This window comes from Vibrio kagoshimensis, assembly GCF_050337535.1.
Taxonomy (GTDB): Bacteria; Pseudomonadota; Gammaproteobacteria; order Enterobacterales; family Vibrionaceae; genus Vibrio; species Vibrio gallaecicus.
This window is the reverse complement of sequence record NZ_JAKJSZ010000005.1, coordinates 239407-255285: the sequence shown is the minus strand read 5'-3', so window position 1 is coordinate 255285 and position 15879 is coordinate 239407. Positions and strand designations below refer to the sequence as shown.

Sequence of the window (15879 nt, the reverse complement as noted above, 5' to 3'; positions counted from 1 at the left end):
GGTTGTTTCCTCGCTTATGTTCGCTTCTTAGCCTTCTCAAGTATTTGTATGAGCTGGCGGGTGACTTCGCGTTCTTTACTGCCTAATATCTGGCGTTCTGCTAATGGGATGTCCCAAGTAGACATACTGGGCTGATTACTCAGTTCTCGGATAATTTGCCCCGCTTGACCATGGGTTACGGTTTCCATTAATAAGCGCAGGCTTGGCTTTTTCCGCCCTTTACCGCTTTTTCTCGCGACTGTGTAACCGAGTTCCCTTAGCTTTCTCGCTTGCCCTTTTGAACAAGGCGCAGAATAGTTAGGTGTTCCCCACCGCTTTTGCATTTGACGCTTGGTCATTTTTTGCTTTTGACCAAGGTGATGCCTTGCGGCAATTTTTGCGGTGAGCTTGTTGTTCCAAGTTAGGTCGAGCATATTGGCGTTTCTTACATAAGGGGTTAACCCTTTCGCCATACGGCGCATCACTTTGCCGCGCTTCTTCCCTTTTCTGGGTGCTAATGCTTGCCCACTAACATCCTTTTGTTGCCTGATTCGCTTGCGAGTATTAGCGGTTTCCCAACGACCTAATGTTTTAAGAATCCAAATTCGCTTTTTGGATGGAAGGGCTAACATGGCAAGCTTTTCTTGCATGTTGAGCACATCCCTTTTATTAACGCTAACCGTCGGTTTCATTCACCAACTCCGCTTCTTCTGCGGTGTAAATCTCTACGGCTTGAACTCGGTATTTGATGCCACGCCAAGTAATCATTCCCGCTTCTGGGTCTGGCACTAGCTCAATGGGTTCCATCAGCTCAAGCTCTATTCCAACATCAGCCACTTCACTGCTGATCACATCAACTGAAAGCGTTGGGTCTTCAAGTTCTTGTTCGTTTCGGTCTTCTTCATGGTCACTTAACCAACAGGCAACCAGTGCCAATAAACAGCGTGGGTCTAATAACTGGTGAGGAAATTCCTCAACCGAGATCACCGCGTTGTACTTCCAGTAACAAGCGATATAGCCATTGTTTCCACGGTCTTCACCACTTGGCACAATTGAGCCGTTCTCTTGCCAAGCATCAATTTTGTTATCCAATACATTGCTATTGAGGTGGCTAACGATGTAATCCGTTAAGTGCTCAAGCTTGGTTTTGTTGTAAACCGTTTCGCTCATATCGAACTAATCCCATTGGCGCTACGACCAAGTAACAAACGCACATCTTTATTACTTTGGGTGGTGAAACGTGCCTCTTGTTCTGGTTCATCTGTCGCGACACTTTCGCCTTCTTTTCGGCGGTCTTGCGTGGCGAATTCTTTTAATAGGTCAGCATGAGCCAAACCATAAACCGCGCGTTTATAAACGGCTGCTTTTGCTGCGCCTAGCACTGGCGGGTTGCCATCGACCAACAGGCTTTCAAGTCGCTGCTGAATATTCAAAGCAGCAATGCTCACGGCTGCAGCCATAGAATCGTTATCAAAGGTGTGGGGAATACGGCGCAATTGACGAAATTCATCGGTTGATAAATCCGGCCAACCTTCACCTGGTAAGGCGGTATTTGATGCGCTGTTAACTTTTCCACCAAAGCTCATTAGAAATCCTCTCTCTGAGCTCGTTCATGTATAACAAGCATCACTACGCCACCGACGAGTGTTGCAATCATCCACGCGATACCTGTTATCCAATACCCCCAGAAAATGAAAGTGCACCCTATGCACGACCACAAAGTGATTCGAGCTTTGCTTTGCCAAACCTTAGTGCCTTTTTCTTTCATCCTTTTAGCTAACTTGTTCAACTGTTCATCGTTAAGCAAGGCGAGAGAACCGAGCGTGATGAGGACTAACTTTGCCCAAGCCGCGACTAGCAACAAGTTGACAACGCCATCACTCAGCATCCCCAGATTATTGGTTGTTAAAGCCGCTACGGTCATTACCAGCATAAATAGCCACATCACTAAATTTTTCATCTCAGTTCCCTTTAATAGGTGCGCCTCTAGCCACTGGGTCAACGAGTCACAATGAGCGTTTGCTATTGCACTCTTGCCAGCCGAGGCGCGGTGGCGTAGGAGTCTTTGTTTTAGTCGTTACTGACTAAAGATTCTTGCCATCTTTAATGGCACGAATGCGTTGTTCGATTTTCTTCACTTGGGTACCCACACCCACTTTCGGGTGCTTATTGTGGGCGTGTTGAAGCAGAGCCAAAGCCTTTTCCAACGTTTCCAAATTGCCAATGGCTGTCGCTTGCGGTTGACCTTCTTCATTTCGAATCAGGTATAAACCCGCGAACTTGTACCATTTAGCGTGAACCTTCTCGTGTAAGCGCCAGTCTTTTTCGACCTTTTCAAACACTTTGGTGAAGTAAGGTTCAATTGAGTTGCCACGTTCCGATTCGCTTTCAGCCCATGCCAATACTTCATCGGCACAGAATGTCGGCCAATCACGGCGGAAGTTCTCTGGTGTTGGCAAGTCGCGTTCAATTGCCTTTAAGCACCACTCAATTGCAGTATCGAGTTCTTTAATATCGAATAACCAGATCACCAAGTTGGTGAAAATTGGGTTTTCGAATTGCTCACCACTTTCTAAGTAGTTTTGAACATACGGTTTGTATTTCGGGACTAAGACATTGCGCTTATGCTCGACACGATCAGCAATCGCATTGAAAGAGCGTAAATGCTTGCGGTCTTCTTCGAAGTCAATCAGCTTGATGTGCAAGCTATTGGTGTCCACACCAGAAGTAACTTCTGGCGCAGATTGGTTAGCTTGCATTTCAAGTAATTGCTTCCGCTGTTTTGCTAATGGGCTAACCATTATTCACTCCATAAATCTACTGGTGCAGGATCAAACAACAGTGACAGATTCAATAGCAGCAAACTTTTTAAGGTTGCCCACTGCGTAACCTTCCATACGAATATGGTTAGATTCGAATCGTAGTTCGTCATCGTTGTTTTTCTGGCGGCGTTGCTGGGTATTGGCTTGCGTTAGAACTTGAAGGTTCTTAGTGTTCGTAATCCAAATCTGATCAGCAGGGAAAAATGGCGGTGTATAAGCCTTTTTACCTGCGATGGTTTTCGCTAGTGCTTGAGCTGCTTTGTGCTCTGTTGGAGAATTAGCCGCTTCAAGCAATCGGTGTTGCTCTGCTGCCACCAAATCCGAACCAACCAACACAACAAGATCAGGGTCTTGGCGATGCTCTGGCGCAATAGTTGTATTGATGAGGTCTTGCGCCAACGAATCTAAGTTCTTATATGAATCAGCCGTAGCGCCTGTTGAATCAAGCTTCGCAGATGCTAATACCTGGCTTGCTTTCTTCTCTTTAACAATGGTCAACCAACCTTTGTTAACGTCTTGACCTAGTGGGTTTGCATCTGGGTCAGTGGGTGTAGCGATTGAACTACCGTTAAAACCAACACGTAAAATATCTAAAGCAAAGATGCGAGAAATCGCATTAAGCATTAGTTTTAGCCACTCGCCTTTTTTGCCTGAGTTAGCCCATTGCGTCATGGTTTCCCACAAAAGGTGTGCACCAGAATCGGTTTTCGTCAGCTCGTAAGTGTTACCACTTTGTCCCATTTCTCGGCTAAAGCGACCTGATGACGTGCGACCAGTGGAAAGACCATCATTACCAACATCAACTACTTGACCTTTAATTTGCTGTACTGGCAGCAATGAGATCATGCCAAGGAATTCGTGAGACTCTAAAATCGCTTGGCGCAGTGCCGTTTCCATTGGCGGTGTAATATTGAAAGTACCGTAAGGAACTTCTAGCCCTGCAGCTTGTGCTACTGAAAGGCTAAATTCAGCCAGATACTTAGTTGAAACAGCATTTAGCATTAAAATACTCCTTCCATTTTGTCACTTGCACCCGCGTCACCTGGCTCTTGACCTGGTACTTCTTGCGAAAGCTCGTTAAATTTCTGTTCTAAGCCAGTCACTTGATCAACAAGTGGTTGAAGCTTTTCTTCCAGCGTTGCAGAGAACTGCTCTACTGTTGCACCTTCGGGTTTAACTTCCGGTGCTGGCGTTGGTTTTTGCAAACCAAACTCTTCTACGAGTTCGCCTTTAAGTGCGCCAAATTTTTTATCAAATAGCGCTTCTAGTTGCTCTGGAGTCACGTCAATGTCCTCTGGTTCAGGCTCTACAGGTGTAATTGCTGGCAGTTCCCCACCAGTTTGGAAATGCTTTGCCAAGTCCGAGAAAAACTTAGAAATAGGATTTGTCGTGAAGCACTCAGACACATCTAATTCTTCAAGGTCACTACACTCAATCTTGGTGACTTCACCTTGTTTACGAGAGAATTCAAGACGATCTGTTCCTGTAGAAGCTGGGGAGTCAGTCACAGCTAGGCCCATTAGGTAACAGCGTCCTTCGCCCTTGTAATCGGGGTTCGGTTCAACAGATGTAAATAGCTTCTGCCCATCTTGGTTGGCATCTAACAAATATTGGTTTGGCGTAATCTTGGCGAACAAACGTAATTTGCCGTCTTTTTTCTCAGCTTTGAGTTTCTCGACAACACCCCAGTTTTTACCTTCAAACACGTTCCAATGAGAACGGGCATGTTCAGGCCAAATCATTGCTGTGTATTCAGAAGCCGAATACAGCGATGCCATGTCTTTAATCCATGCTGCTGTAATCTGGCGACCGTCTACGGTTGCGCCTTCTGTAGCAACAATCTTCCAATCACTGGTTTTACTCATGCTTGTCGTTTGCCCAATTAAATTACGTCAAATGAATCTTGTGTACGGCAAACAATACGCCTTTGACTGACTGCTTTCAGCCACTTCAATTCCTAGAAATTCGGATTTTGGCTATATCCGAATTCATCCGAATTTTGGTTAGCCATTTACGAGTTTTCAGGGCGTATGATGCAGCTATGGCACATTCAAATGAAATAAAAGAGGCCGCGAAAAAGCTTTATTTACGCGGAGTACCTCCAAAGGAAATTGCGGCGCAACTTAACTTGAATAGCGACCGCATTATTTATACCTGGGCGGAGAAATTCGGCTGGGCTTTGTTGTTGAACGAACTTTCAGTTGAGGAAATGGTTAACCGCCGTTTGGCTGTGTTAATAGATAAAGACGAGAAAAGCGATCAGCAACTTAAAGAAATGGACAAGCTTATTGACCATCACGTTAAGTTGCTAAAAGCACATGCTGATGCAAAAGCCAAAGCTGAACGAATGCTTTCGCAAGGCAGCTCAAAGGGGAACAACTCCGAATCATCCAATCAAAACCGTGGTGGTAATGGCAGTAATAAAAAGAGACGTAAAGGTAAAAACAATGTTGATGATCTAACCGCAGAGGATTTCCAAGAGTGGATTAGCAGCCTTTATGATTATCAGCGATTAATGCGTGATGTTAAAAACGACACTAACATGCCACGTATTCGCAATGCATTGAAATCTCGCCAAATTGGTTTTACTTACGGTTGTTCTGGTGAGGCATTTGAAGATGCCGTTCTTACAGGGCGCAATCAAATATTTATCTCGGCTAGCCGAGCTCAATCAGAAGTTTTCCGCCAGTACATAATTAAAATTGCCATGCAATTCTTTGGTATTGAACTCAAAGGCAACCCGATAATTTTAAGCAACAATGCGGGTTTACACTTTGCATCAACTAATGCGAGTACGGCGCAATCTAAATCAGGCAATGTTTATATTGATGAGTATTTTTGGATACGCGATTTTAATAAAATCTCGTCCGTAGTTGAGGGCTGTGCGACTCAGTCCCAATACCACATCACCTACTTTTCAACTCCGTCAGCAAAGAACCATCCGGCTTACCCATTTTGGACGGGTGATGAATGGAAAAAAGGCAAAGAGTCTCGCGCTAACATTGATTTCCCAACCATTGCCGAACTGAAAGATGGTGGGAATGTGTGCCCAGATAAGCAATGGCGTTATGTCATTGATGTTAAATCCGCGGTGAAAGGTGGATGCAATCTTATTGATGTTGAAGAACTAGAAGATGAGAAAAGCCCATCTGTATTTAAAAACCTCTATATGTGTGAGTTTGTTGATGACTCATCCAGTGTCTTCAATTTCAACAACATCGAAAAGCTAATGGTTGACCCAGAAATCTGGCAAGACTTTAAGCCCAAGAATAAACGACCATTTGAACATCGTGAAGTTTGGCTAGGTTATGACCCAAGCCGAACCCGTGATAATGCTTGTCTCGTTGTTATTGCCCCACCTGCAACAACTGGGGAAAAGTTTCGAGTGTTAGAGAAATACTACTGGAGAGGTTTGAACTTTCAGCATCACGTATCTGAAATAGCAAAAATATTTGAGCGCTACCATGTCACTTATCTTGGTATGGATATCACTGGTATTGGCTCTGGTGTTTTCGATTTACTTCAAGAGAAATACCCTCGTGAGGTTCATCCAATCCACTACAGCAATGAAAGTAAAAACCGCTTAGTACTCAAGATGATCGATGTTGTGGAAGCCAAACGAATCCAATTTTCAAAAGAAGAAAAAGATATCGCCAGCGCATTTATGGCTATTAAAAGAGGTGCAACCAAATCAGGTCAAATGATGTCATTTAGAGCCGACCGTTCTGAATTAGTAGGTCATGCCGATGCTTTCTGGGCAATCTCTCACGCACTTATCAATGAGCCGCTGAACCAAAATAAACGCAAATCAACTTGGGCAACCACACAATGACCGAGCAAACAGAAACGTTAGTCACACAAGAAGAACAAGCACCAGAGTCGGTTTATCACATCGACTCGGCACCGGAAGCCATCGACTCGAATAGTTGGATGACTTCTTACTCAGATTTGTTTTACAACGACACCGACAACTATTGGGAACCGCCCATTTCACCATCTGGATTAGCCGATGTTGCCAGAGCAAATTCATACCATGGTTCTTTGCTAATCGCTCGGGCCAACTACGTTGCAGGGAGATTTAAGCAAGGTGGCGCAATTCGCCGTCGACATGTTCAAGCATTTTGTCGAGATTACTTCACGTTTGGTCATGCGGGGTTCTTAAAAATCCGAGATGGCTTTAAACGTGTTGTCCGTTTACACCCGTTACCTGGAATGTATCTGCGCAAGCGGAAAAATGGCAACTTCATCATTCTAGAACGCGATAACCAACAACGGGAATACCGCAAAGAAGATGTAATCTTTCTACCTCAATACGACCCACAGCAACAAGTTTATGGGTTACCCGATTACTTAGGCAGTATTCAGAGCAGCTTACTGAACAAAGATGCCACTCTATTTCGTCGCCGTTACTACAAGAACGGTGCACACATGGGCTTTATCTTTTACGCATCAGACCCGAACCTAAGTGAAGATGACGAAAAGAAAATGAAGGAAACTATTGCCAGCTCGAAAGGCGTGGGCAATTTCCGCAGCATGTTTGTGAACATCCCGAATGGCAAAGAGAAAGGAATTCAATTAATCCCAGTGGGTGACATTGCCACTAAGGATGAATTTGAGCGAATCAAGAATATTACCGCCCAAGACATTCTTGTAGGGCATCGATTCCCTGCAGGTAAAGGTGGCATGATGCCTCAACCTGGTGCCACGTTTCCCGACCCTGAAAAGGTGGGCAGAGAATACGCCAAAGATGAAATAATCCCAGTTTGTGAACTGATAATGGATGAAGTAAACAATGACCCTGACATATCAAAAAGTCTTCACTTACAGTTTGATCTCCTTACAAAAGTCAGCGCCGAATGAGACCGTGTAATAGGGTGTAATAATAAAATTCACGCTTTGAAATACTATTAATTCATCTCAAAAATGGTGAATTAATAATGAAAAAAGCAAAACTTCAATTGGTTGCAGCGTTACTTTTATTTCCCCTATTTAGCGCTGCAGACACTTTAGATTCCCCCAATAGAGTAGATGCCGCAATTTACATCATGCATTTGCAGATAAATAACAATCCCGTAATGAATGCCCCTTTCTATGTAGGACAAGCGAGACAACAAAATAAAACTATAGATCAAATGGTTATCAGCCGGGTTAATGCTCATTTATCTGAAGCTAAATTTATTGCAGCACAAACCAATGCTGGTCCAAACGCGATATGGGTCTACAACATCGAAGTTAGTAATAATGCAAATGGTTGGACAGCGCTTGAAACTGATCTAAATGAACAGGCTTACATTACCAATTACTGCAACGCTGGCGCGCTGTTGGCTAATCCCAAACTTTTAAACTCCAGAAACCAAATAACACAAGCAAAAGCCACCAATAACTGGGTCATATCGAATTCAAGTACTAACAATCTTGTCCAGTCCGCATATAACCCTAATACATTCACACCAATAGCAATTAACAACCTGTCAAATTGCTTTACTCCACCTAAAAACTAATATCGTACATAAGGAAATGAACATGAAAAATTCACTACAAGCTTTAGGGCTTCTATCTGAAAACACTCTCAACCGTTATGCAGCAAACCACCCTAGCTACATTCACCACGCAGCGTTTTTGGCGGCTACTGAAAGTTTAAGTGCTTTCCTCAACCAAGATCACAAACAATTTATTCCTGGCGGAAGTACACAACCGAATACCTCAACTGACTCTTCAAAAAATGTACAAGCAGGCTCCGATGCTGTGAAAAAATTTCAGGCTATTTCTGCTCCTTCCGAGGCTGAAATAGACGAACTCGCGGACGCATTTTTAGCACACCCAAGTGCTGCGGTATCAACATTACTCAATGCAGCCCGCTCAGAAGCTGGATGGAACCCATTAAGTGGGGACACCAAAGAAAGTGCCGAGGGTTTCTCTCGTTATACTGAAATCCTCGCAAGCATTAAACTGTTTGAAATAGTCGATACCCAAACTAAAACTCTACATTACGAATCAAAAGATTATTCTAGTTTAATTAAGAAAGCATCTTCCGCCCTCAGAAGTATATTCGATGGTGAACTCGATAAAGTTCAAGATTCACTTACTGATTTAGCTATTGCCTGCACTAGCCAATCAAATACTGAAAATACGGCTACAGTGTTTTCTCAAGGCGAAGTTACAACCGAATCAGCAGGAAAAGATGTATTTTATTCTATTGCTTATTCGTGGATGAAAATGGTCTACAGCGTAAATTCTGGTAAAAGTGCACCAGCTGATGTATTCCAACAAGAAACTCAAACAATGGGTGCCAAGTTCAAGTTCACCACTGTTACGTTCACAAGAACAGTTGCTCGTCAGCTTGCAAACTTGCAACTAGGTGTAAGTACACTAGAGCAATTCATTGCGGACACAACAACACCAAAGGCTCCGGCTGCAACTAGATCATGCCTTAGAAACAAAAAAGCCGAAGAGAAAGCTTTGGCGTAAGTACTAATCAAACTTCATCAATTTGAGCGCGGTATATTTACCGCGCTTTTTGAATCTCATCCAACGCCAATAAACTTCCCTAGCATTACATAAAAATCACAATATTTACCTTCCGCTCTTTGGACTTCCACCCTGATACCACCAGCATTACAACTGTACAAAAGCACAGTGTTTGACCTACTATATCAAGGTCAGTCAGCAAGTTAGGTTAAGTATGCGAGTTTATTGCAAATGCGGTGAACGCGCGATTATTAGCAGAAGCAAAGCAGCGGATGCAAATTGCGCGGAATTATCTTGTTCATGTTCAAACCCAGATTGTGGTCACACGTTTGTAAGTGTAATTGGGTATAAACATTCTTTAAAACATTCAAAAATTCATTTAGGAATGGGAGCAGCCAGTAAACCAAGCTTATCTGGCCGTCGTATTTTTTGCGGATGCGGCGAACGCTCAATAATTACCAAGACTAACCGCCTAAGCAATGATTGCGCGGATTTATATTGTTCATGTAGCGACCCAGAGTGCGGTCATACTTTCGTAATGAATTTATCATACAGCCATACACTTAGCCCTAGTGCTAAAACAGCAACTCAGCTTGCGTTTAATATGGTGAAAGCTTTAACACCAGAGCACAGAAAAGACTTACACCAACAACTTTCAATGTTATAGCTCAAACGCAGGGCTTTCTGTTTCATCAGCCATCCCAATAATAGAGTGGATGGCTTTTTCTTTTTCGGCGTCTATCAAATGCCCGTATTTGATCAGCAACCCTTCAAGTAACACCCTCCCCGCTTCCTGACTACCCTCTTCAGCAGTGCTAACTGCCACACCATCAATAATAACTTCCAGTGCTAATTGAAATAACTGTTTTTCTTTAGACATATCAATATCCTTACAAATCACACAATGGAATATACTGTATATATATACAGCATTCCAGTGTGCATTTTTAGCTGTGAGAGCTATTTAAGGTTTTTGTAATTCGCAATGCTGTCAGCTCTCACTGAACAGCATACGACTACCACCATTACCAGAAAATAAATCAATTACGCTGCCGTATAAAATGACTCAAATTCTCGTTGGTAAACTGCATCACGCATAGTCCTAAAGTGATTGGTAATTGCGAGCATCTCCTCTAGAGATTGGGCTTTATCCAATTCCTCTAATTCAAGATCTGCAATGTATTGGTAAGTTGTTTTACTGTATGGATTTGACATGGTGCTCTCCTGCTTCTTCGTTTCGTATCAGCATGCTTTGGTCTCCAAAGTTTCCTAAATCAAGGTAATTACCTTTGATATCTAATAACCTACGACAGGTTAGAAATCCCGCAAGCCCTAGAAAAGGTGATTTAAATCACAAATTCATTAGCTTTAAAAACTTGCTGAATTAGGAAGCAGTGATAGAACGTAGCTCTGCTTAATTAAAAAGTAAGAAGGGAGACAGAGGGTGAAGAAATAGTGCCAAAGTTTAGATTTGAGTCAACCATTGAATTTGAGCCTATTTTTTAGAAAAACGTTCGTTATGGTTGAAACTATGTTCTGACTGGGTTGTTAATTTCACAAGCCGGACAACTAAAAAATGTTGCATTCGTTTCATCTAAAAATCGTACAACACTCTCAAAAACTTAGTCATTCATAATCATCGAAACTTAATAAGCCACTACACTAACGGCCAATCATCCACTTCGGTGAAGTGAGACAAATCTGGCTGTTGGTATTTGTGGTCTTCATCTTCTCCGGTTAAAGGTTCTGGCGGTTTAGCCTCAAATTCTTCTAACCAACTTAAATCTTCTTTCGGTTTGTATTCTTCAACAAGTTGAGCTGGGCGAACGGTGCCGCATGCAAGATGCTCCGCAGGTCGGATTCTTATACTCGTTTCATCATCTATTCGTATTGAACTGCCTTTTTGCAGCGCGATTAATGCCGAATCATCAATATTTGGCGGTAAACCACCTCTCATTGAATAAGGTTCTAATAATCGCTTAAGCTGATCGCTAACCTGTACCTTCTGAGGTTGCGTACAGTTATTGACAGAACTCCGAGAGGAATCAGAGATTCCAGACAAATCAAGATCAAGAGCAGGAGCAAGAGCCCCCGCTTTAGCTTCATCGCCATTTTCTGTTTTAGTCACTACCTGCCAAGTCTTAAGGCGAGTCTTAACCACCTCACCAGCCGCCACAAAACCCTCTATCTTACGAACGTCTTCACCATGCGGAGAAGCAAACGGCAGCACTTCATAAGAATTAGTGATCAACAAATCCACCCGCTTAACAAAAGGACCACCCTGCCCCATGATGTAACCTTGCCAATTACCATGGTCAGCCGCTTTCATTGTGCCTGCCACATTCGCCTGGTCTGTATCAATCCGAGCTTCATAGCGATCAGCAATTGCCGCCACTAGCTCTGCATTAGTCATGGCATAAGCAGGCTTAAACGGACCAACTAAACGGTACATAGACATTAGATAAATAGAAGCCAGCTCTTCACGCTCTTGCTTGAAGACGTATTCCATAAAGGCTTTTTTGTTTTGACTGGCTAAGCGGCGCAGCTCACGGTAAGTCGTGACCGGTGCGCCACCAAAGAATTGAAACTGACGAATACCCCATCGGCTTTTCCATGCATTAACATTCTTCGCCATCGCTTGCACAGATTGCCCAGTCTCTTTCGAAACCTCGTCACCCATGGCATAGCCATCAATATTCTTAGAAATGTATTTCGCGATATAACCTGTTGCCGTGCCTTTTTCAGGGTCGATATACCCAAAGTCACAACGAGGTCGATAATTGAAAGGACCTTGAATAGATTGCTTTTTGGCTGCTCGTTTTTCATTTCGGTCAAAGAATGGGTAAAGCTCTTCTTTGTCAGATTGAACAGCATAAAGAATGAAAACTTCACGAACCTTAGCCACATGCTCAGGGTTAACCCAAATCAGCAAATGCCAGTGTGGTGTTCCATCATGATGTGGCTCTGCAACTCGAATACCAAACCAACGAATTTCATCACGCCCAAGCTTGGCACGAATGCGCTGCCAAACCTTATTCAAATAGGTTTGCGCTTCACGTGGGCTTGCCCCACTCCAATGTGGAATAAAGCCGCCTTTCTTATAGCTATTATGATATTTAGAGGGAGCAGTAAGCGTTAAAAACAGCCCTTGAAGACCAAGCTCATTACCAATGTCTTCACAACCACGGCAACGAGCCATTAATTCATGGCGACGAATCGCAGGGTTAGAGGTACTTTTAAGCACCATTTCTGCCATTTCGACTTCTTCACCTGTGGTTTCTTCCTGCAGTAGATTGCCTTGAATGAAATCCCAGTTTTTCTTTTGCTGAATTTGGTGTTCTTGAATGCAGTCCCATGATGAATAGGGTGAAGCCTTAGCCGACACCTGCCCCATAGCAATAGCTAAGTGCTCACGCATAATTTTGCGAATGCGCTTTAAGCGGTTAAACCACCACTTCTCACAGCTCAACTTTGAGATAAACGACATGATGTTTTCAGGCGTTATCTTTTTGTCATCACTTGGCGTTTTCACCCCAAAACTACGAACCAAAGAAACGCACTGCTTGTACACCATTAAAGCCGCAATGTTCTCACCATTTGCAGTTTCACATTCAATTGTCTGAGTCAGAACCGTTTGGTAACGAATCAAGATAGATACGATTTTAAATGCCATCTCTCGCAGTTCATCTTCCACCAGTTCAGCAATAATTTTGCTTCTAATGGGTTTGCGGTTTTTCTCTACTTGCTCGAAATCAAAAGAGGCTTGCTGGTTAGCGTGTTCAAAGTTGTTTTGCTGAGTGCTGCTCTCTTCATCGACAGCATCACTCAACAAAGCAACCTTAGATGTAGTAGGAAGTTGTTTGTATTGTTCAAGCACCAACAAAACTCGCTTATGTGCCGGTACCATTTTTTCACGAATGAAAGTGTTAGCTGGAAAGCGACCTTGTTTATTGAAAATAGACACGTATCGGTTAGCGAAATATTTGGTTAGATAATGTGGAAGTGGTGCAAAGTATTCAGCAAGCCATTCTCTATCTGCAGGGTTTACTTCGTATAGCTTACGTTCAACAACGGAAAGGTTTTCAGGCTCACGCTTTGTAATTTGGCGTGGAGATAAAACGAGATCATTAGCAATAGGTGTAATGGGTTGTTCACCACCCACCCATTCAAGGCTGTTGATATCAACATCTTGATACCACGAAATAAGGCGCTCACCAGAAGTTTGAACCTTCTGCTGTGAGCGCCTATTTTTCTTGGATGCGTAGTTGGATGAACTCAAAGCTCGCTCATCTCCTGTGTATCCATAACCATGTGCCCACCGGTGTGGTTACCTTTGATAATCACGCCGTTCATCACGTGCTGGCAGTTAAACAACTCACAAGCCGTATCAATTGCTGGCTCTGGTGATTCAAATTCACCAAGCCCAATATTCATTACCTCATTCGTTTCAGAATGACGCACAACACCACCGCCACTATTCAGTGCTACCGCTACATAATTCAGCATTAGCCTGCCTCCACTGTTGGGTAACCATGGACTGGTTCGCAATCACGCCACCACATCTGCATGGTTGCGTTTTGGCTTGTACTTTTAGTGCAAGCAGAAACAAAGAAGAGTGCGCGAATTGCGCCTAGGGCTTGGTGATGCGTTGCGTTGTCGGTTGATTGGTTGAACACCACAACCCAGAAAACCCACCACGCTGTAATGAAGTCTTCAAGGCAAAGCCCTTGCTCGGTGCCATTCACGTTCACCAACATTGCGCGAGTTGAATCAAGTTGAAGCATTGCGCCTTGGCTTGAATCAACGCCGTTGAATACACGAATGAACTGCTCAATTTTACGAGTAGTAAAGCCTTCACCGCGAAGACCATGCTCTAAGTCTTTACGGAATACGGTGATGATGCTCATGCTTCCACCTCTGCTTTTGCTTCGGATTCAGCTTCTTCACGGGCAGTGATGATCAACTCTGTCAGTTGGCTTTCTATTGATAGGAGTTTTTCTAGCGCGTTTGGATGATCAAAATAAACATACTCCCTCATCAATCGGTCTGGTCTGACTCCTTTTTCGTAGACAGTACCCTTTGGATCTGCGTCAACTTCGAAGCTGTTAACATGACCAGAAAATCTCGCGAATATTAAAATCACATCTGTGTTTGCCATTGCGAGAACATTGATGGCGTGAACAATATCGAACACTGCACGCTCAGTATTAAGACCACTCATATTTAATTCCTCAAATTTTGGATATAAAAAACCCTCCCTCTTTAAATCAAAGAGGGATAAGGGTTGTAGGCAAAACGCCTAGGCTAGGTTGGCTTGGAGTAAATCGGGATTAGGACCAGCGAGATTGAATGTCCATCGCACTGGCATCGATACTTTTAATTTGGCGCGCAAGGTGCAACTGCTGTATGCGGCAATCACTTGAATCATACTTTTCTTGCAACTCTTTACGTTCAAGGCGAAGTGGCTGTAACTGGCGTTCGCTTAACTCTTTCTTTGTGCGTTGTAAAAGAGTGAGCCCACGTTCCTTTTGCTCTTGGTTCAAAGACCAACAAGGCAAATCAGGACACGGATTTTCTAGCGGTGGTACTGCGGTTGAATGTTCTACTGTTGCAACTGACATACAAAATTCCTCTAACTTAAGCCGGGGATTGGTGCACCGTTGGCAATAAACTCGAAACCCATACTGATTAAAGGGGTTGTGCCACTTGTGCGGTTTTCTAAATCAGACATAAGCAAAACCAAATTGCCGATAGCGGCTTGAGCTTTTGCAATCGTCTTACGTTTATCGCTTCTGAATAAGCGGTCTGCATTGCACATATTCAATGCATCGCTAGACAGCTCACCAGACAGAACCGAATTATCTAGAATGCGTTCAACGAACGTCTTTGATTCCTCTTCACTGGGAACCTTGGCTACCACTACGCCTAAATCGGCTAACACGGTATTAATGATGGTGTAGTCACCCGTTTCTTTACTGATTAGCGCCATATCAACCGGCGTTAATTTGTATTGCTGCTCTGGGTTTAACTTGCTGCGTAACACAGTTCCGCTTAACCCAACACGTTTAGCGACCTTTTCGACATTGTGATTAATCACAAAATCACGGCAAACGGCGTCGAATGCTCGCTGTTTGGGCTCACGTAATTCGCACATGGCATCAATTTCGTCCATGAATAACACTCTCTATAGGAAAGGAGGAACGAGAATGACAACCCAAGCAAACAAATGAAGCCAGCTTGGGCAATAATTCTCAGTTGGAATAAGGGAAGAAACAGCCATGGCTAACCCAACTTTTCTAATGCTTCACGGGATGCAATTTCCATCATGGCGATAACGTTAACCATTGGGATTTCATTCTTCGCAGCTTTAGGGCGGATGATTAGCTTGTTGTTTTCCATATCTTTACGGAGTGTTGAAAGGGATACGCCTGAATATTGAGAGTACTGTTCAATACGCATATATGGGACAGGAGGCGATAGTGCAAATGACAACATAATGATATCCTTACAAGTTACTTTATTGAGAGTCAGGCTTAATTGGTTAGCTGCCGTTGTTAAGCTTGAGTACGAAAAGATTATTGATCCATTTTTAGCTACTTACAATAGTTAT

At 43.4% G+C, this 15879-nt stretch carries 20 protein-coding genes and 2 pseudogenes; 6 read left to right on the top strand and 16 right to left on the bottom strand.

Features of this window, described 5'->3' with window-relative positions; all coding sequences use genetic code 11:
- Nucleotides 1-14: 14 nt before the first annotated feature.
- From L4C37_RS06065 to L4C37_RS06035, 7 genes are all read right to left on the bottom strand, one after another.
- Complete coding sequence (locus L4C37_RS06065) at nucleotides 15-671, bottom strand: virion morphogenesis protein (protein ID WP_429768120.1); 657 nt, start codon at nucleotides 669-671, stop codon at nucleotides 15-17.
- Nucleotides 655-1149 carry a phage tail protein gene (locus L4C37_RS06060; protein WP_102418081.1) on the bottom strand — a complete coding sequence of 165 codons (495 nt, stop codon included), beginning with the start codon at nucleotides 1147-1149 and terminating at the stop codon, nucleotides 655-657. The genes L4C37_RS06065 and L4C37_RS06060 overlap by 17 nt, the downstream gene beginning before the upstream one ends.
- Nucleotides 1146-1565, bottom strand: coding sequence for a head completion/stabilization protein (locus tag L4C37_RS06055; protein ID WP_371706805.1), 420 nt, complete (start codon nucleotides 1563-1565; stop codon nucleotides 1146-1148). The genes L4C37_RS06060 and L4C37_RS06055 overlap by 4 nt, the downstream gene beginning before the upstream one ends.
- Entirely contained in the window at nucleotides 1565-1939 is a 375-nt protein-coding gene (locus L4C37_RS06050) for a hypothetical protein (protein ID WP_429768119.1), read from the bottom strand. The genes L4C37_RS06055 and L4C37_RS06050 overlap by 1 nt, the downstream gene beginning before the upstream one ends.
- Nucleotides 1940-2063: 124 nt before the next feature.
- The gene (gpM, locus tag L4C37_RS06045) at nucleotides 2064-2780 is read right to left on the bottom strand and encodes a phage terminase small subunit (RefSeq protein ID WP_429768118.1); all 717 of its coding nucleotides are present in this window, start codon (nucleotides 2778-2780) and stop codon (nucleotides 2064-2066) included.
- 30 nt (nucleotides 2781-2810) lie between these two features.
- Nucleotides 2811-3803, bottom strand: a complete 993-nt coding sequence (locus L4C37_RS06040) for a phage major capsid protein, P2 family (RefSeq protein ID WP_429768117.1) — start codon at nucleotides 3801-3803, stop codon at nucleotides 2811-2813.
- The gene (locus L4C37_RS06035) at nucleotides 3803-4666 is read right to left on the bottom strand and encodes a GPO family capsid scaffolding protein (protein ID WP_171733839.1); all 864 of its coding nucleotides are present in this window, start codon (nucleotides 4664-4666) and stop codon (nucleotides 3803-3805) included. The genes L4C37_RS06040 and L4C37_RS06035 overlap by 1 nt, the downstream gene beginning before the upstream one ends.
- A 176-nt stretch (nucleotides 4667-4842) precedes the next feature.
- Between L4C37_RS06035 and L4C37_RS06030 the strand changes: the two genes are divergently transcribed.
- The 6 genes and pseudogenes from L4C37_RS06030 to L4C37_RS06005 all read left to right on the top strand — a co-directional run bounded on the left by L4C37_RS06030 (nucleotide 4843) and on the right by L4C37_RS06005 (nucleotide 9936).
- Entirely contained in the window at nucleotides 4843-6633 is a 1791-nt protein-coding gene (locus tag L4C37_RS06030) for a terminase large subunit domain-containing protein (RefSeq protein WP_429768116.1), read from the top strand.
- Nucleotides 6630-7661: a phage portal protein gene (locus L4C37_RS06025; RefSeq protein ID WP_429768115.1), complete on the top strand. Its 1032-nt coding sequence runs from the start codon at nucleotides 6630-6632 to the stop codon at nucleotides 7659-7661. The genes L4C37_RS06030 and L4C37_RS06025 overlap by 4 nt, the downstream gene beginning before the upstream one ends.
- A 77-nt stretch (nucleotides 7662-7738) precedes the next feature.
- Nucleotides 7739-8302 carry a hypothetical protein gene (locus L4C37_RS06020; protein ID WP_171733842.1) on the top strand — a complete coding sequence of 188 codons (564 nt, stop codon included), beginning with the start codon at nucleotides 7739-7741 and terminating at the stop codon, nucleotides 8300-8302.
- A 22-nt stretch (nucleotides 8303-8324) separates the two neighbouring features.
- On the top strand, nucleotides 8325-9269 hold the full coding sequence (locus L4C37_RS06015; protein WP_429768114.1) for a hypothetical protein: 945 nt from the start codon (nucleotides 8325-8327) through the stop codon (nucleotides 9267-9269).
- Nucleotides 9270-9483: 214 nt separating this feature from the next.
- Nucleotides 9484-9600: pseudogene (locus L4C37_RS06010) on the top strand (ogr/Delta-like zinc finger family protein); the annotation flags it as partial.
- Nucleotides 9601-9654: 54 nt separating this feature from the next.
- Nucleotides 9655-9936, top strand: a complete 282-nt coding sequence (locus L4C37_RS06005) for an Ogr/Delta-like zinc finger protein (protein WP_253820719.1) — start codon at nucleotides 9655-9657, stop codon at nucleotides 9934-9936.
- Here the strand turns inward: L4C37_RS06005 and L4C37_RS06000 are convergent.
- The 9 genes and pseudogenes from L4C37_RS06000 to L4C37_RS05960 form a co-directional block, all read right to left on the bottom strand.
- Nucleotides 9931-10149 (bottom strand): hypothetical protein, encoded by a 219-nt coding sequence (locus L4C37_RS06000; protein ID WP_253820711.1) that lies wholly within the window; start codon nucleotides 10147-10149, stop codon nucleotides 9931-9933. The two genes, L4C37_RS06005 and L4C37_RS06000, sit on opposite strands and share 6 nt — an antisense overlap.
- A gap of 164 nt (nucleotides 10150-10313) precedes the next feature.
- On the bottom strand, nucleotides 10314-10484 hold the full coding sequence (locus L4C37_RS05995) for a hypothetical protein (protein ID WP_171733845.1): 171 nt from the start codon (nucleotides 10482-10484) through the stop codon (nucleotides 10314-10316).
- A gap of 442 nt (nucleotides 10485-10926) precedes the next feature.
- A complete protein-coding gene (locus L4C37_RS05990) occupies nucleotides 10927-13548 on the bottom strand; it encodes a replication endonuclease (RefSeq protein ID WP_429768113.1) in 2622 nt (873 codons plus the stop codon).
- Nucleotides 13545-13775, bottom strand: coding sequence for a hypothetical protein (locus L4C37_RS05985; RefSeq protein WP_429768112.1), 231 nt, complete (start codon nucleotides 13773-13775; stop codon nucleotides 13545-13547). Before L4C37_RS05985 ends, L4C37_RS05990 begins: the two co-directional genes overlap by 4 nt.
- Nucleotides 13775-14176 (bottom strand): hypothetical protein, encoded by a 402-nt coding sequence (locus tag L4C37_RS05980; protein ID WP_171733850.1) that lies wholly within the window; start codon nucleotides 14174-14176, stop codon nucleotides 13775-13777. Before L4C37_RS05980 ends, L4C37_RS05985 begins: the two co-directional genes overlap by 1 nt.
- Nucleotides 14173-14469, bottom strand: a pseudogene (locus tag L4C37_RS05975) (hypothetical protein); the annotation flags it as partial. The pseudogene L4C37_RS05975 and the gene L4C37_RS05980, both read right to left, overlap by 4 nt.
- 130 nt (nucleotides 14470-14599) lie before the next feature.
- Complete coding sequence (locus tag L4C37_RS05970; RefSeq protein ID WP_429768111.1) at nucleotides 14600-14890, bottom strand: hypothetical protein; 291 nt, start codon at nucleotides 14888-14890, stop codon at nucleotides 14600-14602.
- An 11-nt stretch (nucleotides 14891-14901) separates the two neighbouring features.
- A complete protein-coding gene (locus L4C37_RS05965; protein ID WP_429768110.1) occupies nucleotides 14902-15441 on the bottom strand; it encodes a phage regulatory CII family protein in 540 nt (179 codons plus the stop codon).
- A 110-nt stretch (nucleotides 15442-15551) separates the two neighbouring features.
- On the bottom strand, nucleotides 15552-15764 hold the full coding sequence (locus L4C37_RS05960; protein WP_429768109.1) for a hypothetical protein: 213 nt from the start codon (nucleotides 15762-15764) through the stop codon (nucleotides 15552-15554).
- Nucleotides 15765-15879: the final 115 nt, after the last annotated feature.

Bases quoted from the DNA above. Each gene is read 5' to 3' on its own strand.
- L4C37_RS06065 (WP_429768120.1), bottom strand. From the start codon at position 671: ATGAAACCGACGGTTAGCGTTAATAAAAGGGATGTGCTCAACATGCAA.
- L4C37_RS06060 (WP_102418081.1), bottom strand. From the start codon at position 1,149: ATGAGCGAAACGGTTTACAACAAAACCAAGCTTGAGCACTTAACGGAT.
- L4C37_RS06055 (WP_371706805.1), bottom strand. From the start codon at position 1,565: ATGAGCTTTGGTGGAAAAGTTAACAGCGCATCAAATACCGCCTTACCA.
- L4C37_RS06050 (WP_429768119.1), bottom strand. From the start codon at position 1,939: ATGAAAAATTTAGTGATGTGGCTATTTATGCTGGTAATGACCGTAGCG.
- gpM (WP_429768118.1), bottom strand. From the start codon at position 2,780: ATGGTTAGCCCATTAGCAAAACAGCGGAAGCAATTACTTGAAATGCAA.
- L4C37_RS06040 (WP_429768117.1), bottom strand. From the start codon at position 3,803: ATGCTAAATGCTGTTTCAACTAAGTATCTGGCTGAATTTAGCCTTTCA.
- L4C37_RS06035 (WP_171733839.1), bottom strand. From the start codon at position 4,666: ATGAGTAAAACCAGTGATTGGAAGATTGTTGCTACAGAAGGCGCAACC.
- L4C37_RS06030 (WP_429768116.1), top strand. From the start codon at position 4,843: ATGGCACATTCAAATGAAATAAAAGAGGCCGCGAAAAAGCTTTATTTA.
- L4C37_RS06025 (WP_429768115.1), top strand. From the start codon at position 6,630: ATGACCGAGCAAACAGAAACGTTAGTCACACAAGAAGAACAAGCACCA.
- L4C37_RS06020 (WP_171733842.1), top strand. From the start codon at position 7,739: ATGAAAAAAGCAAAACTTCAATTGGTTGCAGCGTTACTTTTATTTCCC.
- L4C37_RS06015 (WP_429768114.1), top strand. From the start codon at position 8,325: ATGAAAAATTCACTACAAGCTTTAGGGCTTCTATCTGAAAACACTCTC.
- L4C37_RS06005 (WP_253820719.1), top strand. From the start codon at position 9,655: ATGGGAGCAGCCAGTAAACCAAGCTTATCTGGCCGTCGTATTTTTTGC.
- L4C37_RS06000 (WP_253820711.1), bottom strand. From the start codon at position 10,149: ATGTCTAAAGAAAAACAGTTATTTCAATTAGCACTGGAAGTTATTATT.
- L4C37_RS05995 (WP_171733845.1), bottom strand. From the start codon at position 10,484: ATGTCAAATCCATACAGTAAAACAACTTACCAATACATTGCAGATCTT.
- L4C37_RS05985 (WP_429768112.1), bottom strand. From the start codon at position 13,775: ATGCTGAATTATGTAGCGGTAGCACTGAATAGTGGCGGTGGTGTTGTG.
- L4C37_RS05980 (WP_171733850.1), bottom strand. From the start codon at position 14,176: ATGAGCATCATCACCGTATTCCGTAAAGACTTAGAGCATGGTCTTCGC.
- L4C37_RS05970 (WP_429768111.1), bottom strand. From the start codon at position 14,890: ATGTCAGTTGCAACAGTAGAACATTCAACCGCAGTACCACCGCTAGAA.
- L4C37_RS05965 (WP_429768110.1), bottom strand. From the start codon at position 15,441: ATGGACGAAATTGATGCCATGTGCGAATTACGTGAGCCCAAACAGCGA.
- L4C37_RS05960 (WP_429768109.1), bottom strand. From the start codon at position 15,764: ATGTTGTCATTTGCACTATCGCCTCCTGTCCCATATATGCGTATTGAA.